The following is a 25971-nucleotide window of genomic DNA, read 5'->3' on the forward strand; positions in this document are numbered from 1 at the left end:
CGTGACAGCAAACGGATGATAACGGCGGGCCCTGCGCCCGCCGCTTTCCCTTAATGCAAAGAGGATTTTCTATGGGCACCATCTTCACCCGCTGGATGACCATCGTGCTGGCTGGTCTGCTGCTGCAAGGCTGCGGCTTTCACATGCGCGGCAACGGCATTCCAAGCGAGCTGATGACCATGAAGGTCGTGGGCGACAACAAGAGCGACTTCTACCGGATGGTTACCACCCGCCTGAAGGCCTCTGGCGTGACCCTGGCCGACAAGGAGGGCATTCCGGTGCTCACTCTGGGCGGCGTAGGCAGCACCAGTCAGGTCGCCTCGGTCAACGCGCTGGGGACGGACACCGAATATGTGCTGGGCTTTGGTACCCAGTTCACCATCTCGGTGCCAGGCAAGCCGACTCAGGTCTTCCCCATCAACTTCAACCGCAGCTTCCTCAACAAGCCGGATGCAGCGCTCGCCTCCTCCCGTGAGCAGGAGCAGCTCAACCGCGAGATGCAGGAGCAGGCGGCCAATCAGGTGATCCGGCAGTTGAGTCAGGTCAGCTTCTGATGCGACTATCTTGATGAGAATATGTTGATGAGAGTCTACCCTGAGCAATTTGGTGACCACCTCAAAGCAGGGCTTCGGCCCTGCTATCTCGTTTTTGGCGACGAGCCCCTGTTGCGACTGGAGGCCATCGATGCCATCCGTCAGGTCGCCCGCAAACAGGGTTTCGATGAACGCCACACCTTCGTGGTGGAGCAGGGACTGGACTGGAATCAGGTCTACGATGCCTGTCAGGCCATGAGCCTCTTCTCCGCCCGCCAGATCATTGAACTGGAGCTGCCCGCCAAGGTGGACAAGGATCTGGCGGCCCGCATCAGTGAAATCGGCAAGCAACTCCATCCCGACCTGCTGCTGGTGCTGAGCGGCGGTCGCCTCAATCAGACCCAGATGAAGGCAGCCTGGTTCGACAAGCTCTACCAGATTGGCACCTATGTGCCGGTCAACCATCCGGAGCCCAAGTTTTTCCCGCGCTGGATGAGTGCCCGTTTTCAACGTTTCGGCCTCAAGGCGCTGCCGGATGCCATCAACTTCATGTGCCACTCCTACGAGGGCAACCTGCTGGCCGCCAGTCAGGAGATCGAGAAGCTGACCCTGCTCTCGCCGCCCCAGCCCATCAGCGTCACTTATCTGCAAGAGACCATCATCCGCCACGCCCACTTCACCCCGTTCCAGCTGGTCGATACCCTGCTGGAGGGCAAGGTGAACCGGGCCCAGCGCATTCTGGCCGCCCTGCGGGCCGAAGGCACCGAGCCGGGGATACTGGCCTGGACCCTCTGCCGCGAGCTGGAGCAGCTGACCGAACTGTCGCTGGCCATGTGCAACGGCCAGCCACTGGGGGAGCACTTCAGCCGCCTGCGGATCTGGCAGAGCCGCCAGCAGCTCATTCAGCAAGCGCTGACCCGACTGCCGTTTGCCAAGTTGCAGCAACTGTGGCAACTGATGGCTCAGCTGGACGACGCCCAGCGCCGCTTCGATACCGAACAGGCCTGGCTAATGTTGCAAACCATTGCCCTCGGCTTTCGTGATGGCACCCCGCTGCCGCTGGTGATGGAGAGCAGCCCGTGCTGAAGGCGCCTGTCGGTTTGCTTGGCGGCACCTTCGACCCCATCCATATCGGGCATCTGCGCCCGGCCATCGAGGCACGCGATGCCATTGGTCTGGCGGAAGTGCGGCTGATCCCGAACCATATCCCGCCCCACCGCGCCAATCCGTTCTGCTCCAGCGAGCAGCGCCTCGCCATGGTCAGACTGGCGGCGGCGGAGAACCACCACTTTGTGGTGGATGAGCGGGAGCTGATGCGGGATAAACCCTCTTACACCATCGATACCCTGATCGAGCTGCGTCATGAACTGCCCGATACGCCGCTCTGTTTTCTGATGGGGATGGATTCCCTGCTGAGCCTGCCAAGCTGGCACCGCTGGCAGGAGCTGCTCGACTATGCCCATCTGGTGGTGAGCGTGCGGCCGGGCTGGCAACCGGAGTATCCGGCCGAAGTAGCGCTGCTGCTGGCGCGCCATCACACCACTGACGCCAGCGCGCTGCACCAGCGTCTGGCCGGTCATATCTGGCTGGCGGACAACCAGCCCATCGAACTGTCAGCCACCCGGCTGCGGGCCCTGCTGGATGCGGGGCAAGACACCCGCTACCTCTTGCCCGAGTCGGTTGCGCACTATATTGATCAACAGGGGCTCTACCGCGCCAATCGCCGCTAGCCCCTGTCGTAATCCCGCCCCGCCCGATGGGAAACGGGAGTGACCATGATATAATCCGCCGCCCTGACGCAAACGCTGCGCGCCGGAACAGAGGAGAGACTCATTGCAAGGCCAAGAACTGCATGCCTTTATCATCGACAAGATCGATGACATGAAAGGCCGCGACATCATCACCCTCGATGTACGCGGCAAATCCAGCATTACTGACACCATGATCGTCTGTTCCGGCAACTCCAGTCGTCACGTCAGCGCCATTGCCCACCATCTGGCCAGCGAGGCACGCCACGCGGGTCTGGATCTGCTGAGCGTGGAAGGGCAGTTGAGCGGTGAATGGGTACTGGTAGATATGGGCTCGGTGATCGTGCATGTGATGCAGGATGAACATCGTGACTTCTACCAACTGGAAAAGCTGTGGAGCGGTGCCGCTCAAGTGAATACGCAATAAGAACACAAGTGTAACGACCATGAAGATCCAGTTGATTGCGGTGGGCACCAAGATGCCCGCCTGGGTAGAGCATGGCTTCGAAGAGTATCGTCGCCGCTTCCCGAAAGACATGCCGTTTGAACTCGTCGAGATCGGCGCTGGCAAACGCGGCAAAAATGCCGACATTCCCCGCATCCTGCAAAAGGAAGGGGAAGCCATGCTGGCGGCCGCAGGCCGCTCGCGTATCGTCACCCTCGATATTCCGGGCAAACCCTGGACCACCGAGCAGCTGGCTACCCAGCTGGAAGCGTGGAAACTTGATGGCCGCGATGTCGCCCTGCTGGTCGGCGGGCCGGAAGGCTTGTCCCCCGAGTGCAAGACTGCCGCCGAACAGAGCTGGTCGCTGTCACCGCTCACCCTGCCCCATCCGCTGGTGCGGGTACTGGTGGCCGAGAGCCTCTATCGGGCCTGGAGCATCACCACCAATCATCCGTATCATAGAGAGTGAGCCATGCGTCTCTGGAGTCTCACCTCTCATATTCACCCGTATCACAGAGAGTGAACAATGCAGTTCCTGCTGTTATTGCCCCCAAGGGTCTTGAGGTAAAGGCATGCTGAAACAACGCATCGAAATGCGCGATCACAGTGCCGAGGGCAATCTGTTCTTCCGGCGCACCCTGGTAGCCTACATCGGCATCGTCGTGCTGATGCTGGTGCTGCTGGGCAATCTCTATTATCTGCAGGTCGAGTCCTACGACACCTACCAGACTCGCTCCAACTCCAACCGTATCCGCGTGGTGCCGGTGGCGCCGCCACGGGGGCTGATCTATGACGCCAACGGCGTGCTGCTGGCGGAAAACCGCCCGGTCTACAGTCTGGAAATTGTGCCGGAAGAGACCACTGATCTCGAAAAAACCGCCGACCAGCTGATCACCCTGCTGGGGCTGCCGGAAGGCACCAAGGAGAAGTTCCTCGCCGAAGTGAAGCGCCAGCGCCGCTTCAAGCCGGTCGCCCTCTACGAGAAGCTGACCGAGTATCAGGTGGCCCTCTTCTCGGTCAACCAGCACAACTACCCGGGCGCCAGCATCGAGGCCTACCTCAAGCGCTACTACCCGTTTGGTGACACCCTCACCCATGCGCTGGGCTATGTGGCCAAGATCAACACTCGTGACGTGGAGCGCCTCGACAAGGAAGAGAAACTCGCCAACTACGCGGCCACCAAGGATATCGGCAAGCAGGGGGTGGAGAAATACTACGAGGATCAGCTGCACGGCGTGGCGGGCTATCAGGAGGTCGAGGTGAACAACCGCGGCCGGATTGTCCGCACCCTCAAGTTCCAGCCGCCCATTCCCGGCCAGGATATCTACCTCAATATCGACGTCCGGATGCAGCTCAAGGCCCAGCAACTGCTGGCGGGCCAGCGCGGTGCCATCGTGATGATGGACCCGAGAACCGGCGCCATCCTGGCTCTGGAGTCGAGCCCGAGCTACGACCCCAACCTGTTTGTGACCGGCATCTCCAGCGCCAACTACTCGGCGCTGCTCAACGATCCGGCGCGGCCGCTGGTGAACCGCACCACTCAGGGCATCTATGCCCCCGCCTCCACCGTCAAACCCATGATGTCCATCATGGGCCTCAACGAGGGGGCCATCACCCCGGGCTACCGCTATTTCGGCGGCCCGAGCTTCTCCATTCCCGGTACCACCAAGAAGTTTCGTGACTGGCGCCGCTGGGGCCACGGCTGGCTCGATGTCTATCGCGCCATCGAGGTCTCGGCCGATACCTACTTCTACGATCTCGCCTATCGGGTCGGCATCGACAAGATCCACAGCTACATGACCAAGTTCGGTTTCGGTCAGTACACCGGGGTCGATCTCTATGAAGAGACCAAGGGCGTCATGCCGTCTCGCGACTGGAAGATGGCCCGCTGGCGCCAGCCCTGGTATCAGGGTGACACCATCTCGGTCGGTATCGGTCAGGGCTACTGGAGCGCCACCCCGCTCCAGCTGGCCAAGGCGATCAGCATCCTGACCCAGAACGGCCACGACGTGACCCCGCATCTGCTCAAGAGCACCGCCTCACAGGCGGGGGTGGTCGATGCCCCCATCAACCCCAATATCGCCCTCAAGCTCAAGAACGACAGCTTCTGGAAAGTGGCGCAGGAGGGGATGTGGCGCGTCAACCATGGCAGTGAAGGCAGTGGCCGCCACTCGTTCGCCAAGGCGCCTTACTCCTCGGGTGGCAAATCGGGCACCGCTCAGGTAGTCGGTCTGAAGGAAAATCAGGTGTACAACATCAAGACCGTCAAGGCGGAGCATCGCGATAACGCCCTGTTCGTCGCTTACGCCCCCTTTGAGGCGCCCAAAGCGGTGGTAGCACTGGTGCTGGAAAACTCCATCGGTGGTGGTGGTGGTCGGGCTGCATCGCCCATTGCTCGCCAGATGCTGGATGCCTATCTGCTGCCCCCTGATCCGCAACTGCCACCGGCACCGGAAAAGCCGTCCCAACCGAGTGAGGTCGCCCCCCATGAGTAATTCAGCTCGCCAGCAGAGTATCTGGTACAAGCTGCATATCGACTTGCCCCTGTTGCTCGGTCTGCTGGCCGTGATGACCCTCTCCATGGTGGTGCTCTACTCCGCCTCCGGCCAGGATATTGACTCCATCGTGCGCCAGCTGGTGCGCGGCGGCCTCGCCTTTGCCCTGATGATCGGCATGGCCCAGCTGCCCCCCTCCCTCTACGCCCGCTGGTCGGTGCCCCTGTTCGCCGTGGTGGTACTGATGCTGATTGCGGTGGACGTGTTCGGCCACATCGGCAAGGGGGCCCAGCGCTGGCTCGATCTCGGCTTTATGAAGTTCCAGCCCTCCGAGGTGATGAAGCTCTCCATGCCGATCATGGTGGCCGCCTGGCTCAGTCGCCACTCGCTGCCCCCCAAGTTCAGCCATGTGGTGATCGCCCTCATCATGGTGCTGCTGCCTACCCTGCTGATCGCCGCCCAGCCCGACCTTGGCACCTCCATTCTGGTGGCTGCCTCCGGCTTCTTCGTGATCTTTCTGGCGGGACTCAGCTGGTGGCTGATCGGGCTGGCGGTCATGTTGATGGTTGCCTTTATGCCGGTGCTCTGGTTCTTCCTGATGCATGACTACCAGCGCCAGCGGGTGCTGATGCTGCTCGACCCGGAGAAAGACCCGCTCGGCCGCGGTTACCACATCATCCAGTCCAAGATTGCCATCGGCTCCGGTGGCGTCTTTGGCAAGGGGTGGCTGCAAGGGACACAGTCCCAGCTGGAGTTCCTGCCCGAGCGCCACACCGACTTCATCTTCGCGGTATTTAGCGAGGAGTTCGGGCTGGTGGGGGTTGCCCTGCTGCTGGTGCTCTACCTCTACGTCATCAGCCGCTGCCTGTTTATCTCGATGCAGGCCCAGAACAGCTTCGAGCGACTGCTGGGTGGCGCCATCACCCTCACCTTCTTCGTCTATGTGTTCGTCAACATGGGCATGGTGAGCGGTATCTTGCCAGTTGTAGGGGTTCCCCTGCCGCTGGTGAGCTATGGCGGCACCTCCATGGTGACCCTGATGGCAGGATTCGGTATCCTGATGTCCATTCAGACTCATAGAAGACTGCTCGCCTGATGAGACGGGTTGGATTGCTGCTCTCGCTCGCCACAACGATGGCAACCGCTGCCGTGGCGCCGGATCGGTTGGCCCTGCTCGCCGAACAGCAGCAGGTGCCGCTGGCGGAATTGCAGGCCGCGGTCGCCCGCGCCCAGCTACGGCAGGAGGTGCTCGACACCATCAGCAAGCCGTGGGAAGCCAAACCCTGGCATCGCTACCGGCCGCTGTTCGTTACCCCGGATCGCATCCGTGACGGGCAGCAGTTCTGGCAGCAACATGCCGAAACGCTGGCCCGCGCCGAGCAGACCTATCGGGTGCCCGCCTCGCTCATCGTGGCCATCATCGGGGTCGAGACCTTCTATGGTCGCCAGATGGGTCGCCATCCGGTGCTCGATAGCCTCTACACCCTGGGGTTTCACTACCCCGAACGCAGCGACTTCTTTGCCAAGGAGTTCGCCCAGCTGGTGTTGCTGGCACGGGAAGAGGGCTGGCCGCTGGAGCGCCTCAAGGGCTCCTATGCCGGCGCTATGGGAATGGGGCAGTTCATGCCCTCCAGCTATCGCCACTACGCCGTCGATTTTGACGGCGATGGCAAACGGGATCTGTTTGCCAACCCGGTCGATGCCATCGGCAGCGTGGCCAACTATTTTGCCAGCCACCAGTGGCGCTGGGGCGAATCCGTGGTGGAACCGGCCCAGATCGGGCTGATGGCAGTCGAACCTCTACTCAGGCCTGAGCCCGAGCTCACACAACAGTGGTCAGAACTGGCGGCGGCAGGGATTGAGCTCGCCACGCCGCTGGCCCCACAGACGCCGGTCAAGTTACTGGCGTTTGCCCAAGCCGATGGACCGGAATACTGGGTCGCACGGCATAACTTTTATGTGATCACCCGTTACAATCGCAGCCCACTCTATGCGATGGCGGTGTATCAACTTAGCCAAGCCATTCAGGAAGCGTATGCATCTTCGTCACAAACTCCTCCCGCTCAGCCTGAGCTTGTTGCTGGCCGCCTGTAGCAGCCAGCCGGAACAGTCCGCCCCCGTCGAGCAGCAAGCACCGGTCAGCAAGCCACCCGTTATCGAGATCCCGCAAGCCACCGGCGCCATTCCGCGCCCCGAGCCCCTGAGTGCCAGCGGCAACCGGGACTACTGGATCGGCAAGCAGAAAAACGAGGTGTGGCGCGATATCAAGCATTACAGCGAAGAGGGCACCGCCAGCTGGCTGTCGCCGGATCTGGACGGCCAGAAGACCGCCAACGGCGATGTGCTGGACAGCAAGCTGTTCAGCGCCGCCCACCGCAACCTGCCGATCCCGAGCTATGTGCGGATCACCAATCTGGACAACGGGCTGGAGACCATAGTGCGGGTCAACGATCGCGGCCCGTTCGACAGCCCCCACCTGATCGATCTCTCCTACGCGGCCGCCAAGCAGCTGGAGATGGTCGATAGCGGTGAAGCGCGAGTACGGCTGGAGCTGATCAACGACACCCCGGATCAGATGGTGATCATGGAGCCGATGAAGCCCATCGAGATGACCCCGACCACCCCGGCCGCAGCAGCCTCCAACACCCTGTCACAAGATGGCTTCCTGGGTGAACCGACCGCGCTGGCGATGGCCACTCCCGCCGCCGACCCCGCGCCTGCGCCCGTCAAGGCGCCAACGGCCAAGCCCGCCCAAGCGGCACCTGTCAAAGCGGCACCGGTCAAACCAGCGCCAGCCAAGGCTGCAGCGCCCGCCAGCAGTGGTGATGGCAAGATGATCCAGGTGCTGGCCAGCGGCTCCCGGGAGCGGGCCGAGGCGATGGGCACGGTGATGACCCAGCGTTACGGCGTGCCCTACCGGGTCGATGCCCATGGCGCCATTTTCCGGGTGCTGATTGGCCCGGTCGCCGCAGACCAGCAGACAAGTGTGCTGGAAAAAGTACGTCAGGGCGGGCTGGAACAGGCCTTTATCGTGCCCTGATCGTCCCCTTTTGCCGCGGATGTGACTAACCGCTTACTCACTGTCATCACGTCGTTTTATGGCGTGATGACAGGGAGTGATGGATAAAAAACCAGTTCTGATCGCCATGTCGGGCTATAACCTGCGGGCGCATCTGGTATAGTTAGGCCCGCATTTTATCCCCATCTGGCTCGCAGGAATTTCAAGATGTCCAAATTTGCCCGTTCAGTTCTTCTGGCCTCACTGATCAGCGTAACCGCCCAGGCCAATACGCCGGTGCCGACACCGACCCCGAATGCCATGCCCATGGTGGTGCCCGCCGCGCCGGAGATCTCCGCCAAGGCCCATATTCTGATCGACTACTACTCCGGTCAGGTGCTGGCCGAGCAGAACGCCGAAGAGCGTCTGCCGCCCGCTAGTCTGACCAAGATGATGACCTCCTACATCATCGGCCAGGAGCTGCTGAAGGGGAACATCAAGCGCACCGACATGGTGACCATCAGCCAGAACGCCTGGTCCAAGAACTACTCCGACTCCTCCAAGATGTTTATCGAGGTGGGCAAGCAGGTCTCCGTCGATGACCTGAACAAGGGCATCATCATCCAGTCTGGCAACGACGCCTGCGTCGCCATGGCCGAATTCCTGGCGGGCAGCACCGACTCCTTCGCCAGCCTGATGAACAGCTGGGCCGCCAAGCTCGGCATGAACGACAGCCACTTCATGAACCCGCACGGTCTGGATGCGGAAGGTCACTACAGTACCGCTCACGATATGGCCCGTCTGGGTCAGGCGCTGATCCGCGACCTGCCGGAGGAGTACAAGATCTACTCCCAGAAATCCTTCGTGTTCAACGGCATCACCCAGCACAACCGTAACCGCCTGCTGTGGGATCAATCCCTGCAAGTGGATGGCATCAAGACCGGCCACGTCAGCCAGGTCGGCTATAACCTGGTCTCCTCTGCCACCAACAACGAAGGCATGCGCCTGATCGCCGTGGTGCTGGGCGCCAGCAGCGAAGGTTCCCGCGCCGCCGAGAGCAAAAAACTGCTCACCTACGGCTTCCGCTTCTTCCAGAGCCTGACCCCGTACAAGGCGGGCACCGAGCTGGTCACCCAGAAGATCTGGATGGGCGACAAGTCTGAAGTGAAACTGGGCGTCGACAAAGATGTCTCCGTGCTGGTCACCCGCGGTCAGGGCAACAACCTGAAGGCTGACTTCCAGCTCGACAGCGAGCTGAAAGCGCCGCTGGCCAAGGGTCAGCGCGTCGGTACCGTGTTCCTGAAGCAGGGCGACAAAGAGATCAAGCAGGTGCCGCTGGTCGCCCTGGAAGAGGTGCAGGAAGGTGGCTTGATGAGCCGTCTGTGGGACTACCTGGTACTGCTGGTCACCAGCTGGTTCAAGTAATCCGACGCACAATCCTCACCAAACAGCGGCGCCAACAGGCGCCGCTGCTGTCTGTGACCGGTAAAGGCAGTGAATAACCCTGTAAACTGCAGGTTCCGCCTTACCCTGATTTGTGGTAAAAAGCAGCACTTCCATCCATGTCTGACCGATCCTGGCCTTGATCCCGGTCCGGGCAGCGCCCATATAGTTATGAGCCGTGCCCATATAGACTTGAAATGGCGGCCTCCACGGGCCATCGGCCACTAGCCATCCAAGATGAAGTCATCCCGTTGATGACGCAAAAGGTGAGTAAATGAATACCAAGTTTGATGAACTGCTGGAGTTTCCCTGCAAATTCCCGTTCAAGGTGCTCGGCGTTGCCGACCCGGCACTGCCGGAAAGGGTGGTTGAAGTGCTGCAGCAGCACGCCCCCGGCACCTACAGCCCGACTGTCCAGCCCAGCTCCAAGGGCAACTACCACTCGGTCCGCGTGACCGTGACTGCCCAGAGCAAGGAGCACATCGAAGCGATGTACCACGCTCTTGGCAAGATCGAGCTGGTGAAATACGTACTGTAATTTCTCTCTCGCCCCGTTCTGCGGGGCGACTGTTTTTGGCCGCAGCACGCCGCGAGGACGCCATGTCATCCCAGATCCCCGCCCAGTCCAGCCTGATTGTCAGGCAGCTGGGTCGCCGCCCCTACCAGCCGGTATGGGACGCCATGAAAGCCTTCACCGACAACCGCACCCCCGACACCCCGGACGAGTTCTGGGTGGTCGAGCACGATCCCGTCTACACCCAGGGTCAGGCCGGCAAGGCCGAACACCTGCTCAATCCGGGCAATATCCCGGTGGTGCAGAGCGATCGCGGCGGTCAGGTGACCTATCACGGCCCGGGCCAGCTGGTTCTCTACGTACTGGTGGATGTCCGCCGCTGCAGATTCTCGGTTCGCGAGCTGGTGACCGCGCTGGAGACAGCCATCATCAATACCCTCGCCAAGAGCGATATTCAGGCCTATGCCAAGGCCGATGCCCCCGGGGTCTATGTGAAAAATGATCTCGGCATGGAGGCCAAACTGGCCTCGCTCGGCCTGCGCATCCGCAAGGGGTGCTCGTTCCACGGGCTGGCCCTCAACATCAACATGGACATGACCCCCTTCCTGCACATCAATCCGTGCGGCTATGCAGGCATGGCCATGACCCAGACCAGCGCCCTGGACGGCCCGCAGAGCGTGGCCGAGGCGCAATCCATTCTGGTGGCCGAACTGGCCAACCTGATTGGCTATCAAACGATCATCAATACCGAAGAAGCAGCATGAGCAACCCCATGCCGTGCAACCATGAGGGCTCCGAGCAGACCCTGATGGCTACCAACCAGACAATAACAAACACCGAGAGTGAATCATGAGCAAACCCGTTCGTATGGAGCCGGGCGTCAAGCTGCGCGATGGCGACAAGATGGCCCTGATCCCGGTGAAATTCATGCCGGATCCCAACGAAGAACTCCTTCGCAAGCCGGACTGGATGCGGATCAAGCTGCCCCCCTCCAGCCAGAAGATCGAACACATCAAGAGCACCTTGCGCAAGAACAAGCTGCACTCTGTCTGTGAAGAGGCCTCCTGCCCAAACCTGGCGGAGTGCTTCAACCACGGCACCGCCACCTTCATGATCATGGGCGCCATCTGCACCCGCCGCTGCCCCTTCTGCGACGTGGCCCACGGCCGCCCGCTGGCGCTCGACCCGGAAGAGCCGAAGAAGCTGGCACTGACCATCAAGGAGATGGGGCTCAAGTACGTGGTAATCACCTCGGTGGACCGCGACGATCTGCGCGACGGCGGTGCCCAGCACTTTGCCGACTGCATCAAGCAGATCCGCGAGCACAGCCCGCAGACCCGCATCGAGATCCTGACCCCGGACTTCCGTGGCCGGATGGAACAGGCGCTGGAGGTGTTCCGCGACACCCCGCCGGATGTCTTCAACCACAACCTGGAAACCGCGCCGCGCATGTATCGGGTCGCCCGCCCAGGTGCCGACTACAAGTGGTCGCTGGAGCTGCTGCGCCGCATCAAGGAGATGCACCCCCATGTACCGACCAAATCCGGTGTCATGATGGGCCTTGGCGAAACCAACGAAGAGATCGTGCAGGTACTCAAGGACTTACGCGAGCACGGCGTCAACATGCTGACTCTGGGCCAGTATCTGCAGCCGAGCCGCCACCACCTGCCGGTGAAGCGCTACGTGCCGCCTGCAGAGTTTGACGAGCTGAAAGATGTCGCCATGGCGCTGGGCTTTACCCACGCCGCCTGCGGCCCCTTCGTGCGCTCCTCCTACCACGCGGATCTGCAAGCCAAGGGTGAAGAGGTCAAATAACCTCGCACGACAGAGAGGCCAACCCTCACAATAAGAAAAGAGCGCCTATTGGCGCTCTTTTTGTAGGTATCCCTGACCGCAACTGCTTGATGTGCTCAGCAGCCGTTGTCGAAGATCCCCTGCTGATGCCAGCGTTGCAGCTGGGCCAGCACCCGGGTCTCCCGCGCCGTCCATTGGGGACAGGGCCCCGCCAGCTGGGTCTTGTTGGTCTGCAGCGCATCATCGAGGGCAAACCAGCCGGGCACGAAGCCGAGGCGGATCTCGTAGGGCTGCGGCTGCGGGGCCACCAGCTGATCGCCAATCCGGCACAAGTAGTAGAGCGAACGGATGCAGTAGGCATCAAACCCCGACTCGCGGGCGGCGCGATATTCACGGGTCTCGCCAAGCAGAGCCCCCACTTCCATCAGCTCGGCACCGCACTCCTCCAGCAGCTCGCGGGCCAGCGCTACATGGTGGTTTTCCCCCGCTTCAACGCCACCGCCAGGAAACATCAGATCGCCGTTGACCCGGGAGTGAACCAGCAGCAGTTCGTCGCCACGGGGCACCACGGCGCGCACAGTGAGCCGCTCCAGGGTGCGGCCATCGGTGATCACCTCGCCATGAACGAAACAGAGATCGAACGGATTGGGCCAGCAGCTGGCCGGGGAGAGCGTCGTCATCACTGCATCAGGGCCGGTAGTTGCCATGCTTGAGCTGCTCGACAATCTCGGCAGCCCGCACATCGTAGCCATCCTGCTCGGTCTTGCTCAGGGAGTGATAGATGCCAAAACGCTTGGCCGAGACCTCTGGCGCATCCTGAAACGATTCGCTCACCTTGCCCCACAGATAGGCCAGCCCGTACTGCTTCTGACCCATGTAGAGGGTGCTGAGAGAGGTGAGCATGCGACTGTTGACCTGCTCCCCCTCCCGATAGAGGGAGAGGCCGCGCTGCAGGGTGGCGATGGCCTTCTCGGGGTCGCTCTTGGCGTAGATACCGCCGAGCGCCAGTTGCAGCTCCGGCTCGTCGAGCACCTTGGTGCCTTCCAGCGCCATAAACTGCTGGCGGGCCAGCTCGTTGGTGTTGTTGGTCCAGTGCCAGAGCAGCAGATAGGGATCCTGTAAATTGCGGGTTGCCACATCGAGCTGGGCCAGCTGATCCCCGGCCGCCAGCATCCCCTCCACCCGCGGGCTCTTCTGCTCGCGGGCATTCTTGTACTCGATGTTGGTGGAGCGCTCGGCACACTTGAGATAGCGCTCAAGGTTGCGCATCAGCTCGTACTTGCGCCGATCCGTCCCCTCCTCCTTGAGGTAGAAGCGGCTGCGAATGATGTCGGTACGCTCGTAGCGGCACCAGCCATCGTCCACCAGATCCTGACAAAGCTCGGGATGGTTGCTGCAAATATTGTGGATCCGGTCGTCATTGCAGCCCGCCACGACAAGGCCGACGGAAAGCATGATGAAAGTCTGTCGCAGGGGGAAATTGGCCATGGCTCACATCTTGTTGATAACGCAGGTTGGTAACAACGGGAGCCTCGAGTGGCCACCTACGGCTAGCAAACCGATTACATATCCATTACAATGCGCGCGCCATATAAGGCCGCGATTGCAGAATAATATAACGAAATATACACCCCTACACTGATCTGCATTCGACGAATTTTCTATTTACACCAACAACGTGAAATAAAGGATCTGGTCAATGACCCACGAGCACTACTTGCAAGCGTGGCAGGAGAGCCAGGAGCTCGCCGAAGCCATGCAGCCCTTGATTGGTCGCCTCTACCGACAACAAGGGGTCGAGATCACCCTCTACGGCCGCCCGCTGCAAAACGCCTCCACCATCGATATCCTCAAGGCCCACCGGGTCGTCCGCCGCCACCAGGGCGCTCCCCTCCCCATCCAGCACAGCTTCCCCCTGCTCCAGGCCATCGTTGCCCTGAAACCCACCGCCGCCGAGATCGATCTGGGCAAACTGGCGGTGTGTTACTGGCAGGATCATCAGGATGAGGCGAGGATCGAGGACTATCTCCAAGCCAGACTGGCGCCGGCCCTTGGCCGCAGCCAGATGCCGCAAGCTACCGACGTGGTGCTCTACGGTTTTGGCCGTATCGGCCGCCTGCTGGCCCGCCTGCTGATCGAGCGTACCGGCGCCGCCAATCCGCTGCGCCTGCGTGCCATCGTGGTGCGTGGCGGCCGCGACGGAGATCTGGAGAAACGCGCCAGCCTGCTGCGCCGTGATTCGGTGCACGGCCCCTTCAACGGCTCCATCGAAGTGGATGTGGAGCGCAGCGCCATCATCGCCAACGGCACCTTTATTCAGGTGTTCTACGCCAATAGTCCGGCTGACATCGACTACACCGCCTACGGCATTCACGATGCGCTGATCGTCGACAACACCGGGGCCTGGCGCGATGAAACGGGCCTCTCCGAACACCTCAAGGCGCGCGGTGCCGGCAAGGTACTGCTGACCGCCCCCGGCAAGGGGGAGATGAAGAACGTGGTGTTCGGGGTCAACCACGAGGTGATAGGCCCGGATGACAGGATCATCTCCGCCGCCTCCTGCACCACCAATGCCATCACGCCGGTGCTCAAGGTAATGCAGGAGCGGTACGGCATCCGCCACGGCCACGTGGAGACGGTCCACTCCTACACCAACGATCAGAACCTGATCGACAACTATCACAAGGGAGAGCGACGTGGTCGCAGCGCCGCCCTCAACATGGTGATGACCAGCACCGGCGCCGCCAAAGCGGTGGCCAAGGCGCTGCCCGAACTCAAGGGCAAGCTGACCGGCAACGCCATCCGGGTGCCGACCCCCAATGTCTCGCTGGCCATCATCAATCTGTCGCTGGAGCAGGCCACCGATCGGGAGAGCCTCAACGCCTATCTGCAACAGATGGCACTAAGCTCGGCACTCCATCGCCAGATCGACTTCAGCGCCAGCACCGAGCTGGTCTCCTCCGACATGGTGGGTTCCCGCTATGCGGGCATCGTCGACTCCCAGGCGACCATCGCCGAGGGGGATCACTGTGTGCTCTACGTATGGTATGACAACGAGTTCGGGTACAGTTGTCAGGTAGTGCGGGTGATGGAGCAGATGGCTGGCGTAGTCCGCCAGGATCTGCCGGCCTGATCCCGATTCGTCATGGCTCAATGTGCAAGGAGAGGCCGGATGTCGTTTCAACAGGGTGAGTTTTTGCAAGCAATCAGGCAGATGCCACAAGAGGTGTACGAGCGGCTCAAGACCGCAGTCGAGCTGGGCAAGTGGCCCGATGGCAAGCCCCTCACCGACGAGCAGAAGGCCACATCGCTGCAAGCCGTGATGGCCTGGCAAGCGATGCACCTCGACAACCCCGAGCATATGAACATCGGCCGCGACGGCGAGATCGTGATGAAGAGCAAGAGCGAGCTAAAGCGGCTGTTTCGTGAAGAAAATCAGCCAGTTGAAGAGGAGATAGTGCGGGTCAATCTCAACCACTGAGACCGCTCGCCATCCCGTCTCGCGGCGGCCAATCGAATAGCAAGAGAGCGATACATAGTTCGATAAAGAGTGCGATAAATAGCAAAGAGGGGAGCCACTATGGCTCCCCTCTTTTTCCCTCTCTCTGCAGGGTGACTCATCCCCCTCATCCCCGGCCCTTCTCCCGCGGGGGAGGGAGAAGGGAGCAGGCTCGCAGCCTGCGGACAGTAAGCGGGCCACCTACGGGCGATCTTCATGATGGCAAGCCTTGCTGCCAACCCCCCCGAGCTATCCCCTCTCCCCAAGGGAGAAGGTTAGGGTGAGGGCCGCAACGCTCAGGGCGTCAGCTCCCCGCGCAGCGACTGCTGCATCAGCTCGCGAATGCGGTGGGATGGCAAATCCTGGCTCAGCAGGAAGTGCAGCTTGGTGAGCGCCGCTTCGGCGGTCATGTCAAAGCCCGAGATCACCCCGGCCCGCGACAGGGCATTGCCGGTGGCATAGCCCCCCATATTGACCTTGCCGTGCAGACACTGGCTCAGGTTGACAATGATGACGCCGCGAGCGGAAGCCTCAGAGAGCAGCGCCAGCATGGCCGGGTTCTGCGGCGCATTGCCGACCCCGAACGACAGCAGGATCAGCGCCTTCACCGGCTGTTGCAGGATGTTGGCGATCACCTCGCTGGAGATGCCCGGATAGAGGGTCACCACGCCGATCGGCTGGGGGGTGATGTCGTGCAGCACCAGCGGCCGCTCGGACGGCACGCCCAGCTCACCCGCTTCCAGCGAGATGGCGATCCCGGCATTGAGCAGCGGCGGATAGTTGGGCGAATCGAAGGCGTGGAAGCCATCGGCGTGCACCTTCTTGCTGCGGTTGCCGCGATAGAGCTGGTTGTTGAAGAACAGCGTCACTTCGTGGATCGGGTAGTTGGCCGCGATATAGAGGGCGTTGAGCAGGTTCTGCTGACCGTCGGAGCGCAGCTCGGCCAGCGGGATCTGGGAGCCGGTGATGATGACCGGCTTGTGCAGATCTTCCAGCATGAAGGAGAGCGCCGAGGCGGTGAACGACATGGTGTCGGTGCCGTGCAGGATCACAAAGCCGTCGTACTTCTCATAGTTGTCGCGAATGTCTTCGGCGATGCGCTGCCAGTCCGCCGGGGTCATGTCGGAGGAGTCGATGAGGGGCGCATATTCGTGGATATGGTAATCCGGCATCTCGGGGCGGTGGAACTCGGGCATCCGCGCCAGACAGTCTTCCATAAAGCCCGCCATCGGCACGTAGCCGTGATCGGAACGCTGCATCCCAATGGTGCCGCCTGTGTAGGCAATGTAGATAGACTTCTTCACACCCTCTCCTCTTGATGAAGTGAACACCGCCGGAACATGAGCCATGTCGGGGTGAACCACAATGTCAACGCCCGCCAGCTCCTCTGCGCGCAGCGGAAACCGGCGAATTATAGAGACTGGCGCCCCAAATGACAGCCGTTCCATGCACCCTTTTCGGCATTTTTGCCCACTACCCCCATAGTGTTAAATGTCACAATAAACAACTAAAACGAGCATTAATACGACAAAGATGGAATTAAACGATGTTTTTTGCTACAATCCGTCGGATTTTACTAAAATCTCATCTGGATGCCTGAGCATTTCAGGCCCGCACAAGCCCCATCTTTCCTGGGGCGGGGAGATGTTTCCCCTTCTTTGTTGGCGCATGAGCCACACTGTTTTCATCCCGGCTGAATCTGTAAGTCTTTTGCTATGAAAGACACAGCCAATCAACATGGGAGTACTGAATGTTACAACTTGATTCCTACGCAACGTTGGTCGCTGCCACTCTGGTATTGCTGCTTGGCCGGGTGCTGGTCACCCGGGTCGGGCTGCTGCGAACCTTCAACATCCCCAAACCGGTAGCCGGCGGCCTGGTGGTCGCGCTGGTACTGCTATTGCTGCGCTCCACTCTGCAGATGGAGCTGCAATTTGATACCAGCCTGCAAACCCCGCTGATGCTGGCCTTCTTCGCCTCCATCGGTCTCTCCGCCGATCTCGCCAGCCTGAAACGCGGCGGCAAGGCGGTGGTTACCTTCCTGATGGTGGTCACCGGCCTGCTGCTGGTGCAGAACAGTCTGGGTGTCGGTCTGGCGACCCTGCTCGGCCTGGATCCCCACATGGGGCTGCTGGCCGGCTCCATCACCCTCTCCGGCGGCCACGGCACCGGGGCGGCCTGGAGCGCCACCTTCTCCGAGAAGTACGGGGTGCAATCCGCCGCCGAACTCGCCATCGCCTGTGCCACCTTCGGTCTGGTACTGGGCGGTCTGATCGGCGGCCCGGTCGCTCGCTATCTGGTGAAGAAAGTGCAGGTGCCCGGTGAAGAGCACAACCAGGATGAGGCCCCCAAGGGCTTCGAAATGCCCGATATGGAGCGCCCCCTCACTACCTTCAGCCTGATTGAGACGCTGGCACTGATCGCCATCAGCCTCAAGGGTGGCGAGCTGCTCTCGGCCTCCCTCAAAGGGGGCGCCTTCGAGCTGCCGATCTTTGTCTGCGTGCTGTTTGTCGGCGTGCTGCTGCGCAACGTCCTGACCCTGCTGAACTGGCATGAGGTGAGCGACCGCGAGGTCTCCCTGCTGGGCAACGTCAGCCTGTCGCTGTTCCTCGCCATGGCGCTGATGAGCCTGAAACTGTGGGATCTGGCCAGTCTGGCCCTGCCCATCTTCATCCTGCTGGCCGCCCAGACCGTGGCGATGGCGCTCTACGCCATCTTCGTCACCTTCCGGGTCATGGGCAGCAACTACGACGCGGCCGTGCTGGCGGCGGGCCACTGCGGCTTTGGTCTTGGGGCCACCCCGACGGCGATTGCCAACATGCAGGCCATCACCCAGCGCTTTGGCCCCTCCCACCTGGCGTTTCTGGTGGTGCCCATGGTGGGCGCCTTCTTCATCGACATCATCAACGCCATGGTGATCAAGCTGTTTATGGCGATGCCGTTCCTGTAATCCCTACCGTCAGACGCAATAGGCACAAGAACCTCCCCGCCGGAAGGTTCTGATGACTGAAGCCCCCCTCTTTTGACGAAGAGGGGGGCTTTTTACTCGATTGAAACAAGGCACAGGCCACATTGCGCCCCCTCCACTACTATTGATACGTGACGTAATAAATGCGGGGTGGTGTGGTGAGACTCAATAGCCTGCGCAATAAAGTATCCCTCTATCTTCTGCTGCTGATCTCATGCGCAGCAGCCATCAGCTATGGCGTCAGCACGGCAGTCCTCTCTGCCAATACCCAGCGGTTGATCGAGCACAATCAGCAAGCGGCCCTGGATCGTGCGCAACTCTACATTGAATCCATGCAGAAAAGCCTCATGGTCAGCACTCGGGACTATGCCGAATGGCGAGACTCCATTCGCTTTATCAAGGGAAACCTGCCCACTTATCTCGACGAGAACTTTAACGCAGGGACGCTGGATAACTTCAATACCCACTTTGTGCTGTTCATCAAACCGGATCACTCGCTCTACCATGCCATCGGTAGAGGGGGAGCCACCTATGCGACGCTGGGCGATGCCCACCCCATCTGGTCCCAAACACAGGCATACCTCACTCACTACTGGTCATCACACAGCACAAGGGGGTACACGCTGAACGGTTGGTTTCAAAAGCACCCCATCCTGCTGGCGATTCATCCTGTCCACGATCCGGATGCAACCGCGCCGCCCATGGAGGGCTGGATAGTCATGATCCGCGAACTTGACGGGGCGAGCGTGCAACAGGTCCGGGAGATGACCAAGCTGGACCTTGAGTTTCTACGGGATACAAGAGAAGCCCCCCAGGCCGAGCAGCGCGCGCTGCCGGACAGCGATAATAGCGGTCGGCTCATACTGCGCGTTCCTGCGGATCACCAGTTGCTGGCTCAACAACGGCTCAGCAATCGCATGCTACTCATTAACTCGACCCTGCTCCTGATCGCCGCCGGCCTCGGCACTATCACCATTTATGAGCGCATGGTGATGCGCCGGCTCGCCATTTTCACCCGCCTGGCCGAGCAATACAGCAGCCTGCAACCAACCGGCAAACACTGGCCGCTATCGGGCAACCCCGAGTTCGATACCCTGGCCAGGGCGCTCAATAGCATGGTGGAGCAGCTCCAGCAATCGGAACAGGCCCTCTACAACGAGGCCAGACGTGATGGCCTGACCCAGCTGGGCAACCGCAAATGTTTGAGCGAACAGCTCAATCAGCATCCCTGTCTGCTCAGCAAACATGACCGCTGCCGCATCGCACTGCTGATGATCGATCTGGACGATTTCAAGACCCTCAATGACAGCCTGGGGCACGAGCAAGGGGATCAGGTCCTGCTAACCATCGCAGAGTGTCTCAAACAGGTCATCCGTGGTGAAGACATGCTTTTTCGTATCGGTGGGGACGAATTTGCCATCATCACCAAAATGGTCCGAGAGGAAGAGGGCGCCATTACGCTCGCCGAACGTCTGATGCGGACTATTTCCGACCAGCAAATCGAACAGGGAGGACGAAAAATCCAGGTCAGTGCCTCTATCGGGATCGCTTACGACGATGGTGCCATGGGTGCTGATGAGCTGATCCGCAACGCGGATTTGGCCATGTATGATGCCAAACAGGCAGGCAAACATTGCTACCGCTGCTATCGGGAGATCTTGCATCAACAGCTTTCACAGCGCATGCAACTGGAGCAAGCCCTGCGGGAAGCATTGCAACTGCAACAGCTGGAGGTCTGGTATCAGCCCATCATGGATGTGACCGATGACAGCATCGCCATGGTGGAAGCACTGTGCCGCTGGCCCACTCCGACGGGATTCTGCTCCCCAAGTGTATTTATTCCTCTGGCGGAGCAGGCCGGGCTGATCGTCCCGATGGGTAAGTGGATTGCCGATCAGGCGATGGGGGCACTGCGGGAACTGAGACACAGCTACCCCGATCTGAACCTCAATATCAATCTGTCGGTACTGCAATTGATGGAGCCAGATCTGGTGCCACAACTCGCCGAGCTAACCGATCGCCATCAACTGCCAAGAAGCGCAATCCATTTTGAGCTCACGGAGAGTCTGTTTGCCGAGAGTCACGGGCAGCTGGAAGCGCAACTGCTGGCGCTGACTCAAGCGGGATTCAAAATCCATCTGGATGACTTTGGCACCGGTTACTCCTCTCTGGAGCGATTGCTCTCGCTGCCTATCGATGCCATCAAACTGGACTACAGCTTTACCCAGACCCTGCAGAAGGGGGATGAAAGACTCGTCAAAGCAGTGCTCTTGCTGGGGCGTGAACTTGAGATGCCCGTCATCGCTGAAGGAGTCGAGACCGATGAGGTGCGCATGCAACTCTCCCGATTGGGGTGCCATCTGATGCAAGGCTACCTGTTTGCGCATCCTATCTATGAATAAAACCGAGCTTACCCAATGGCTTGCACTGAAAACGGGCACGGCAAGCAGCTGATTGACATAATCTCGCAGCCAAGCAGGCGAATGAACTCGTTCACTCGCCCCCCAAAAAAAACGAACAAGCCCCGCACTCGAAAGAGGGCGGGGCTTGTTTATGTCAGCCCAAAAGGACTGCGACTTGCGCCTTACAGGATAAAGGTCGACACCTGCTGGTTCAGGTCAGTGGCACGCCCTTTGAGGCTCTGGGCCTGATCCAGATCGCGCATGGCGGCGGCGGTGATCTCGTCACTCACATCCTTGATGGCGGTGGTGTTCTGGGTGATCTCGCCGGTCACCTGGGTCTGCTCCTCGGCTGCCGTAGCGATCTGGCCCGCCATGTCGGAGATGAGGGAGATGGCGCTGGTGATCTCTTCCAGCGCGCGCACGGCCTGATCCGCATCCTGCACACTGTTGTCCGCCAGCCCCTGACTGGTCTGCATCAGGCTCACCGCACGGGCGGTGGTCTGCTGCAGGGTCTCGATGGTGGACTGGATCTGCTGGGTAGAGTCCTGGGTACGGCGCGACAGCACCCGCACCTCGTCAGCGACCACGGCAAAACCACGACCCTGCTCACCGGCACGGGCCGCTTCGATGGCCGCGTTCAGCGCCAGCAGGTTGGTCTGCTCGGCAATCCCCTGAATGGTGGAGAGGATGCTGGTGATGGCCTGCGCGTGGCGGCTCAGCTCGCCGATAACCTCGGTCGCCTGCCCCACCTCTTCGGCCAGGCCATTGATGGACTGACGGGTCTTGTTGACCAGCATCTTGCCCTGCTCGCTGCTCTGGGCAGATTGCTGGGCAGCGGCGGCGGTATTCTCGGCGTTGCCGGCGATCTCCATGGTGGCGCTCGCCATCTCGGTGACCGCCGTGGCGACCATGGTCACCTCCTGCTGCTGACGCTGCAGCTCGTCCACCGCGGCCTGGTTGGTCACCAGACTGCGCTCGGCATCGGCGTTCAGCTCGTTGGCCAGCTTGCGGATATTGCCGATCAGCTGGTGCTGACTGCCGACGAAACGGTTGAAGCTGTTGGCCAGTTGGCCCACTTCGTCGTTGGCGTCGATTTTGATGCGCTGGGTCAGATCGCCGTTACCGTCGGCAATGCGGGCCAATGCCTGGGATACCTTGGTGAGCGGGCCAAGCAGCATGCTGACCAGCCAGGAGATGGCGAGGATACTGCCCACCAGCACCAGCAGCGCCATGCCCAGCTGGGTCATCAGCAGGGAGGAGAGCGGCGCTTCCAGAGCGGCCTTGTCCAGCACCAGCACCAGTTCCCAGTCGGTATCGGGGATATCGACTGCCCACAGCAGCTTGTCGCGACCTTCGTTGTCAAAATAAGCCGGCACCAGCTCCTTGCTCGACTTGCTCTGCTCGATCAGCGCGTTGGTCAGATCGTTGTCGATCTCGCTGGCCGGTTTCATCGCCTTGGCGGCATCCTTGTAGGCGATGATGGTGCCATCCTTGTGCATCATGATGGCGAAACCGTCGGCAGGCAGCTGCATCTTGGTCACGTCTTCCACCAGCGAGGCGATGGAGAGGTCACCTCCGATCACCCCGCCAGAAACCGGCTGGGCCAGGGTTACCACCATGATGTTGTAGGCCACGTCGAGATAGGGTTTGGTGACGATAAGGCCACCCTTGCCCATCGCCTCCTGATACCAGCCACGGGAGCGCGGGTCGTAGCCATCTCGGTTGATGGAGGGATCGGAGTCGTGCATCTTGCCGCTGCTCTCACCGAAATAGGTGAGCTGGAAACGGCCGGAGACTTGTGCCTGTTGCAAGGCATTGAGGGGTTCGGAGCTCGCCTTGTTGCCGAGCGCCTGGATCACGTCGCGACGGGCCGAGAGCCAGTCACTGACGCTGGCAGCCTGCTGGGTGCCCAGCCGCTGCAACTGCTCCTGGCTGCCTTGCAGCAACAGATTCTTCTGGCTGCTATAGCTCTGCCAGGAGAGCAACGAAATCACCAACGAAAGGGCGATCACCACTGACAACAGTATCTTCTGCTTGAGTGACAGGTTTTTCATCATGTGTTCTTCTTATTGAGGTGAGGAGCGGGTTTTTCCCTAACAGTGCACAACACTACGTAGTCATTAGCGGCCGGAACGGCCAAAACTGAACCTGAAAATGGGTCTGCGGGCGATATTTTCTACCGAGGTGAGGAAAAGTGCACCAGAAATTGACTACATAGGGTGCGCAAGCCAAGGCAACCCTGTTTATTCCTTCCACAATTGGCTAGAATATCCCGTTTTTAAGTCACATCGACCCTGAGAGTTTTCACGATGTTCGAAGTTAATCCCGTATTAAATAAACTTAAGGAGCTGTCTGAGCGGACCGAGCTTCTTAGGGGGTACCTTTGACTATGACGCCAAGAAAGAGCGTCTAGAAGAGGTCAACGCCGAGCTGGAACAGCCGGACGTATGGAATGAACCCGAGCGCGCACAGGCGCTGGGCAAAGAGCGCGTCACGCTGGAAAACGTGGTCGGCACCATCGACACCCTGACCCAGGGCGTGGATGACGTCGAGATGCTGGTGAGCCTGGCGGTGGAAGGGGAAGACGAAGAGACCTTCAACGAAGCCATCGCCGAATCCGAGCAGCTGGAAGCCAAGCTGGTGGATCTCGAGTTCCGCCGCATGTTCTCCGGTCAGCACGACGGCTCCGACTGCTATATCGATATCCAGTCCGGCTCCGGTGGTACCGAAGCGCAGGATTGGGCCAACATGGTACTGCGCATGTACCTGCGCTGGGGCGATGCCCACGGCTACAAGCCCGAGCTGATTGAATGCTCCGACGGCGACGTGGCTGGCATCAAGTCTGCCACCGTCAAATTCAGCGGCGAATATGCGTTCGGCTGGCTGCGTACCGAAACCGGTGTACACCGTCTGGTGCGCAAGTCCCCGTTCGATTCCGGTGGACGCCGTCACACCTCCTTCTGCTCCGTGTTTGTCTATCCCGAGATCGACGACGATATCGACATCGAGATCAACCCGGCGGATCTCCGTATCGACGTTTACCGCGCCTCCGGTGCCGGTGGTCAGCACGTTAACCGGACCGAATCTGCGGTGCGTATTACCCACGTGCCGACCGGTGTCGTGGTACAGTGCCAGAACGACCGTTCCCAGCACAAAAACAAAGACCAGTGTATGAAGCAGCTGAAAGCCAAGCTCTACGAGCTGGAAATTCAGAAGCAGAACGCTGAGAAACAAGCCCTTGAAGAGACCAAGTCCGATATCGGTTGGGGCAGCCAGATCCGTTCCTATGTGCTGGATGACTCCCGTATCAAGGATCTGCGCACCGGCGTCGAAACCCGTAATACCCAATCGGTGCTCGACGGTGACTTGGACAAGTTTATCGAAGCCAGCCTGAAATCAGGTCTGTAAACAAGCAGGAATCACCATGTCTGAACAAACCATCACTCCGGAAGTCGATCATTCACTCGAACTCAACAACGAGATGACTGAGCGTCGTTCCAAGCTGGCCGCCCTGCGCGCCCAGGGTAATCCTTTCCCGAACGACTTCCGTCGCGACAGCCTCTCTGGCGATCTGCACGCAGAGTTTGACGACAAGAGCGCCGAGGAGCTGACGAGCCTGGGTAAACGGGTGAAGATTGCCGGTCGCATCATGACCCGCCGGATCATGGGCAAGGCTTCTTTCGCCACCCTGCAGGACATGGCCGGCAAGATCCAGGTCTACGTCACCCGTGACGACCTGCCGGAAGGTTTCTACAACGAGCAGTTCAAGAAGTGGGATCTGGGCGACATCGTGGGTGTCGAAGGTACCCTGTTCAAGACCCAGACCGGTGAGCTCTCCGTTCACGTTTCCGATATCCGCCTGCTGACCAAGGCACTGCGTCCGCTGCCCGAGAAGCACAAAGGTCTGACCGACCAGGAAGCTCGCTGCCGCCAGCGTTACCTGGATCTGATCGCCAACGAAGAGTCCCGCAAGACCTTCATGATCCGCACCCAGGTGGTTGCCGGTATCCGCAAGTTCTTCAACGAAAAACGCTTCATGGAAGTGGAAACCCCGATGATGCAAGTCATCCCGGGTGGCGCCTCCGCGCGTCCGTTCGTCACTCACCACAATGCGCTGGACATCGACATGTACCTGCGTATCGCACCGGAGCTCTACCTGAAGCGTCTGGTCGTCGGTGGCTTCGAGCGTGTCTACGAGATCAACCGCAACTTCCGTAACGAAGGTATCTCGGTGCGTCACAACCCCGAGTTCACCATGATCGAGTTCTACATGGCCTATGCTGACTACATCGATCTGATGGACCTGACCGAAGAGCTGCTGCGCACCCTGGCGCAGGACATTCTGGGCGACACCAAGATCCGTTACGCCAAAGAGGGCGAAGAGGGCCTGACCATCGATTTCGGTCAGCCGTTCCAGCGCCTCACCATGGTCGAGTCCATCCTGAAGTTCAACCCGGATGTGACCCTGGACGATCTGGCTACCCTCGAGAGCGCCAAGGCTGTTGCCAAGCGTCTGCACATCGAGCTGATGAAGGGCTGGGAGCTGGGCCACGTGATCACCGCGATCTTCGAAGAGACCGTTGAACACATGCTGCTGCAACCGACCTTCATCACCGAGTACCCGGCTGCCGTTTCTCCGCTGGCTCGCCGCAACGACGTGAACCCGGACGTGACCGACCGCTTCGAATTCTTCATCGGTGGCCGCGAGCTGGCCAACGGCTTCTCCGAGCTGAACGATGCAGAAGACCAGGCCAAGCGCTTCCAGGATCAGGTTGATCAGAAAGCCGCTGGCGACGACGAAGCCATGTTCTACGACGCCGACTTCGTCACCGCGCTGGAACACGGCCTGCCGCCGACTGCCGGTCAGGGTATCGGTATCGACCGTCTGGTGATGCTGTTCACCAACAGCCACACCATCCGTGACGTTATCCTGTTCCCGGCTCTGCGTCCGCAGAAGTAAGGCCCACAGAAGTAAGCGGCATCCCTTGGGTCACTCCCGAGCGCGATAGCCAATAAAAACGCCCCGCCACTGCGGGGCGTTTTTCTATCTCCTTTACCGCAAAATCACTTTCAAAATTCAATAATGGAATAAAGAAGATATTTTTATTCTTTGTTGTTAGCCAACACGCCCT

The 25971-nt window shown here is 60.2% G+C and carries 23 protein-coding genes; 19 read left to right on the forward strand and 4 right to left on the reverse strand.

Annotated features, from left to right (window positions below):
- The first annotated feature begins 71 nt into the window (after positions 1 to 71).
- The 13 genes from lptE (at position 72) to lipA (ending at position 11991) form a co-directional block, all read left to right on the forward strand.
- Positions 72 to 554: an LPS assembly lipoprotein LptE gene (gene lptE / locus BSP75_RS13100; protein WP_075113484.1), complete on the forward strand. Its 483-nt coding sequence runs from the start codon at positions 72 to 74 to the stop codon at positions 552 to 554.
- A gap of 27 nt (positions 555 to 581) precedes the next feature.
- The gene (gene holA / locus BSP75_RS13105) at positions 582 to 1619 is read left to right on the forward strand and encodes a DNA polymerase III subunit delta (RefSeq protein WP_075113523.1); all 1038 of its coding nucleotides are present in this window, start codon (positions 582 to 584) and stop codon (positions 1617 to 1619) included.
- On the forward strand, positions 1613 to 2263 hold the full coding sequence (gene nadD, locus BSP75_RS13110; RefSeq protein WP_075113485.1) for a nicotinate-nucleotide adenylyltransferase: 651 nt from the start codon (positions 1613 to 1615) through the stop codon (positions 2261 to 2263). The genes holA and nadD overlap by 7 nt, the downstream gene beginning before the upstream one ends.
- A 103-nt stretch (positions 2264 to 2366) precedes the next feature.
- Positions 2367 to 2708, forward strand: a complete 342-nt coding sequence (gene rsfS / locus BSP75_RS13115; RefSeq protein WP_033135359.1) for a ribosome silencing factor — start codon at positions 2367 to 2369, stop codon at positions 2706 to 2708.
- A gap of 19 nt (positions 2709 to 2727) precedes the next feature.
- Positions 2728 to 3195, forward strand: coding sequence for a 23S rRNA (pseudouridine(1915)-N(3))-methyltransferase RlmH (rlmH, locus tag BSP75_RS13120; RefSeq protein ID WP_075113486.1), 468 nt, complete (start codon positions 2728 to 2730; stop codon positions 3193 to 3195).
- A gap of 103 nt (positions 3196 to 3298) precedes the next feature.
- Complete coding sequence (mrdA, locus tag BSP75_RS13125) at positions 3299 to 5221, forward strand: penicillin-binding protein 2 (protein ID WP_042061050.1); 1923 nt, start codon at positions 3299 to 3301, stop codon at positions 5219 to 5221.
- Complete coding sequence (gene rodA, locus BSP75_RS13130) at positions 5214 to 6317, forward strand: rod shape-determining protein RodA (RefSeq protein ID WP_042061047.1); 1104 nt, start codon at positions 5214 to 5216, stop codon at positions 6315 to 6317. Before mrdA ends, rodA begins: the two co-directional genes overlap by 8 nt.
- Positions 6317 to 7315, forward strand: a complete 999-nt coding sequence (gene mltB / locus BSP75_RS13135) for a lytic murein transglycosylase B (protein WP_075113487.1) — start codon at positions 6317 to 6319, stop codon at positions 7313 to 7315. The genes rodA and mltB overlap by 1 nt, the downstream gene beginning before the upstream one ends.
- Positions 7257 to 8261, forward strand: a complete 1005-nt coding sequence (locus BSP75_RS13140; RefSeq protein ID WP_075113488.1) for a septal ring lytic transglycosylase RlpA family protein — start codon at positions 7257 to 7259, stop codon at positions 8259 to 8261. The genes mltB and BSP75_RS13140 overlap by 59 nt, the downstream gene beginning before the upstream one ends.
- Before the next feature lie 186 nt (positions 8262 to 8447).
- Complete coding sequence (locus BSP75_RS13145; RefSeq protein ID WP_042061040.1) at positions 8448 to 9644, forward strand: D-alanyl-D-alanine carboxypeptidase family protein; 1197 nt, start codon at positions 8448 to 8450, stop codon at positions 9642 to 9644.
- A 292-nt stretch (positions 9645 to 9936) separates the two neighbouring features.
- The gene (gene ybeD / locus BSP75_RS13150; RefSeq protein ID WP_042061038.1) at positions 9937 to 10200 is read left to right on the forward strand and encodes a DUF493 family protein YbeD; all 264 of its coding nucleotides are present in this window, start codon (positions 9937 to 9939) and stop codon (positions 10198 to 10200) included.
- 62 nt (positions 10201 to 10262) lie between these two features.
- On the forward strand, positions 10263 to 10940 hold the full coding sequence (lipB, locus tag BSP75_RS13155; protein WP_075113489.1) for a lipoyl(octanoyl) transferase LipB: 678 nt from the start codon (positions 10263 to 10265) through the stop codon (positions 10938 to 10940).
- 85 nt (positions 10941 to 11025) lie between these two features.
- Positions 11026 to 11991 (forward strand): lipoyl synthase, encoded by a 966-nt coding sequence (gene lipA, locus BSP75_RS13160; protein WP_042061034.1) that lies wholly within the window; start codon positions 11026 to 11028, stop codon positions 11989 to 11991.
- Between the two features lie 95 nt (positions 11992 to 12086).
- Here the strand turns inward: lipA and BSP75_RS13165 are convergent, their stop codons facing one another.
- Both BSP75_RS13165 and BSP75_RS13170 read right to left on the reverse strand, forming a co-directional pair.
- Positions 12087 to 12650, reverse strand: a complete 564-nt coding sequence (locus BSP75_RS13165; protein WP_075113490.1) for an NUDIX domain-containing protein — start codon at positions 12648 to 12650, stop codon at positions 12087 to 12089.
- A gap of 7 nt (positions 12651 to 12657) precedes the next feature.
- Positions 12658 to 13458 (reverse strand): DUF2989 domain-containing protein, encoded by an 801-nt coding sequence (locus BSP75_RS13170; protein WP_075113491.1) that lies wholly within the window; start codon positions 13456 to 13458, stop codon positions 12658 to 12660.
- A 211-nt stretch (positions 13459 to 13669) separates the two neighbouring features.
- Here BSP75_RS13170 and BSP75_RS13175 point away from each other — a divergent pair, with 211 nt between their 5' ends.
- Entirely contained in the window at positions 13670 to 15103 is a 1434-nt protein-coding gene (locus BSP75_RS13175) for a glyceraldehyde-3-phosphate dehydrogenase (RefSeq protein WP_075113492.1), read from the forward strand.
- A gap of 39 nt (positions 15104 to 15142) precedes the next feature.
- Positions 15143 to 15451: a DUF1315 family protein gene (locus tag BSP75_RS13180; RefSeq protein ID WP_075113493.1), complete on the forward strand. Its 309-nt coding sequence runs from the start codon at positions 15143 to 15145 to the stop codon at positions 15449 to 15451.
- Positions 15452 to 15765: 314 nt separating this feature from the next.
- On the opposite strand, the gene ansA is transcribed toward BSP75_RS13180, so the two are convergent.
- Positions 15766 to 16773, reverse strand: a complete 1008-nt coding sequence (gene ansA / locus BSP75_RS13185) for an asparaginase (protein WP_005335195.1) — start codon at positions 16771 to 16773, stop codon at positions 15766 to 15768.
- A gap of 446 nt (positions 16774 to 17219) precedes the next feature.
- On the opposite strand from ansA, the gene gltS reads away from it, so the two are divergent.
- Complete coding sequence (gltS, locus tag BSP75_RS13190; protein WP_042061020.1) at positions 17220 to 18419, forward strand: sodium/glutamate symporter; 1200 nt, start codon at positions 17220 to 17222, stop codon at positions 18417 to 18419.
- A 176-nt stretch (positions 18420 to 18595) separates the two neighbouring features.
- Positions 18596 to 20839 (forward strand): EAL domain-containing protein, encoded by a 2244-nt coding sequence (locus BSP75_RS13195; protein ID WP_171971596.1) that lies wholly within the window; start codon positions 18596 to 18598, stop codon positions 20837 to 20839.
- A gap of 182 nt (positions 20840 to 21021) precedes the next feature.
- On the opposite strand, the gene BSP75_RS13200 is transcribed toward BSP75_RS13195, so the two are convergent.
- Positions 21022 to 22893: a methyl-accepting chemotaxis protein gene (locus BSP75_RS13200; protein ID WP_075113495.1), complete on the reverse strand. Its 1872-nt coding sequence runs from the start codon at positions 22891 to 22893 to the stop codon at positions 21022 to 21024.
- Positions 22894 to 23148: 255 nt separating this feature from the next.
- Here BSP75_RS13200 and prfB point away from each other — a divergent pair.
- Together prfB and lysS are read left to right on the forward strand one after the other, a co-directional pair.
- Positions 23149 to 24247 (forward strand): peptide chain release factor 2 gene (gene prfB / locus BSP75_RS13205; RefSeq protein WP_111805239.1). Its coding sequence is split into 2 segments (ribosomal slippage): positions 23149 to 23223 and positions 23225 to 24247, totalling 1098 coding nucleotides; the frame shifts between segments, so codons are not numbered across the junction.
- A 16-nt stretch (positions 24248 to 24263) separates the two neighbouring features.
- Positions 24264 to 25799: a lysine--tRNA ligase gene (lysS, locus tag BSP75_RS13210; protein ID WP_042061015.1), complete on the forward strand. Its 1536-nt coding sequence runs from the start codon at positions 24264 to 24266 to the stop codon at positions 25797 to 25799.
- Positions 25800 to 25971: the final 172 nt, after the last annotated feature.

The organism is Aeromonas sp. YN13HZO-058, assembly GCF_001921245.1.
Classification (GTDB): Bacteria; Pseudomonadota; Gammaproteobacteria; order Enterobacterales; family Aeromonadaceae; genus Aeromonas; species Aeromonas allosaccharophila.

What these genes read in the sequence shown, in the direction of transcription:
- lptE (WP_075113484.1), top strand. Translation starts at nt 72, where the DNA reads ATGGGCACCATCTTCACCCGCTGGATGACCATCGTGCTGGCTGGTCTG.
- holA (WP_075113523.1), top strand. Translation starts at nt 582, where the DNA reads ATGAGAGTCTACCCTGAGCAATTTGGTGACCACCTCAAAGCAGGGCTT.
- rlmH (WP_075113486.1), top strand. Translation starts at nt 2,728, where the DNA reads ATGAAGATCCAGTTGATTGCGGTGGGCACCAAGATGCCCGCCTGGGTA.
- mrdA (WP_042061050.1), top strand. Translation starts at nt 3,299, where the DNA reads ATGCTGAAACAACGCATCGAAATGCGCGATCACAGTGCCGAGGGCAAT.
- rodA (WP_042061047.1), top strand. Translation starts at nt 5,214, where the DNA reads ATGAGTAATTCAGCTCGCCAGCAGAGTATCTGGTACAAGCTGCATATC.
- mltB (WP_075113487.1), top strand. Translation starts at nt 6,317, where the DNA reads ATGAGACGGGTTGGATTGCTGCTCTCGCTCGCCACAACGATGGCAACC.
- BSP75_RS13140 (WP_075113488.1), top strand. Translation starts at nt 7,257, where the DNA reads ATGCATCTTCGTCACAAACTCCTCCCGCTCAGCCTGAGCTTGTTGCTG.
- BSP75_RS13145 (WP_042061040.1), top strand. Translation starts at nt 8,448, where the DNA reads ATGTCCAAATTTGCCCGTTCAGTTCTTCTGGCCTCACTGATCAGCGTA.
- ybeD (WP_042061038.1), top strand. Translation starts at nt 9,937, where the DNA reads ATGAATACCAAGTTTGATGAACTGCTGGAGTTTCCCTGCAAATTCCCG.
- lipB (WP_075113489.1), top strand. Translation starts at nt 10,263, where the DNA reads ATGTCATCCCAGATCCCCGCCCAGTCCAGCCTGATTGTCAGGCAGCTG.
- lipA (WP_042061034.1), top strand. Translation starts at nt 11,026, where the DNA reads ATGAGCAAACCCGTTCGTATGGAGCCGGGCGTCAAGCTGCGCGATGGC.
- BSP75_RS13165 (WP_075113490.1), bottom strand. Translation starts at nt 12,650, where the DNA reads ATGACGACGCTCTCCCCGGCCAGCTGCTGGCCCAATCCGTTCGATCTC.
- BSP75_RS13170 (WP_075113491.1), bottom strand. Translation starts at nt 13,458, where the DNA reads ATGGCCAATTTCCCCCTGCGACAGACTTTCATCATGCTTTCCGTCGGC.
- BSP75_RS13175 (WP_075113492.1), top strand. Translation starts at nt 13,670, where the DNA reads ATGACCCACGAGCACTACTTGCAAGCGTGGCAGGAGAGCCAGGAGCTC.
- BSP75_RS13180 (WP_075113493.1), top strand. Translation starts at nt 15,143, where the DNA reads ATGTCGTTTCAACAGGGTGAGTTTTTGCAAGCAATCAGGCAGATGCCA.
- gltS (WP_042061020.1), top strand. Translation starts at nt 17,220, where the DNA reads ATGTTACAACTTGATTCCTACGCAACGTTGGTCGCTGCCACTCTGGTA.
- BSP75_RS13200 (WP_075113495.1), bottom strand. Translation starts at nt 22,893, where the DNA reads ATGAAAAACCTGTCACTCAAGCAGAAGATACTGTTGTCAGTGGTGATC.
- lysS (WP_042061015.1), top strand. Translation starts at nt 24,264, where the DNA reads ATGTCTGAACAAACCATCACTCCGGAAGTCGATCATTCACTCGAACTC.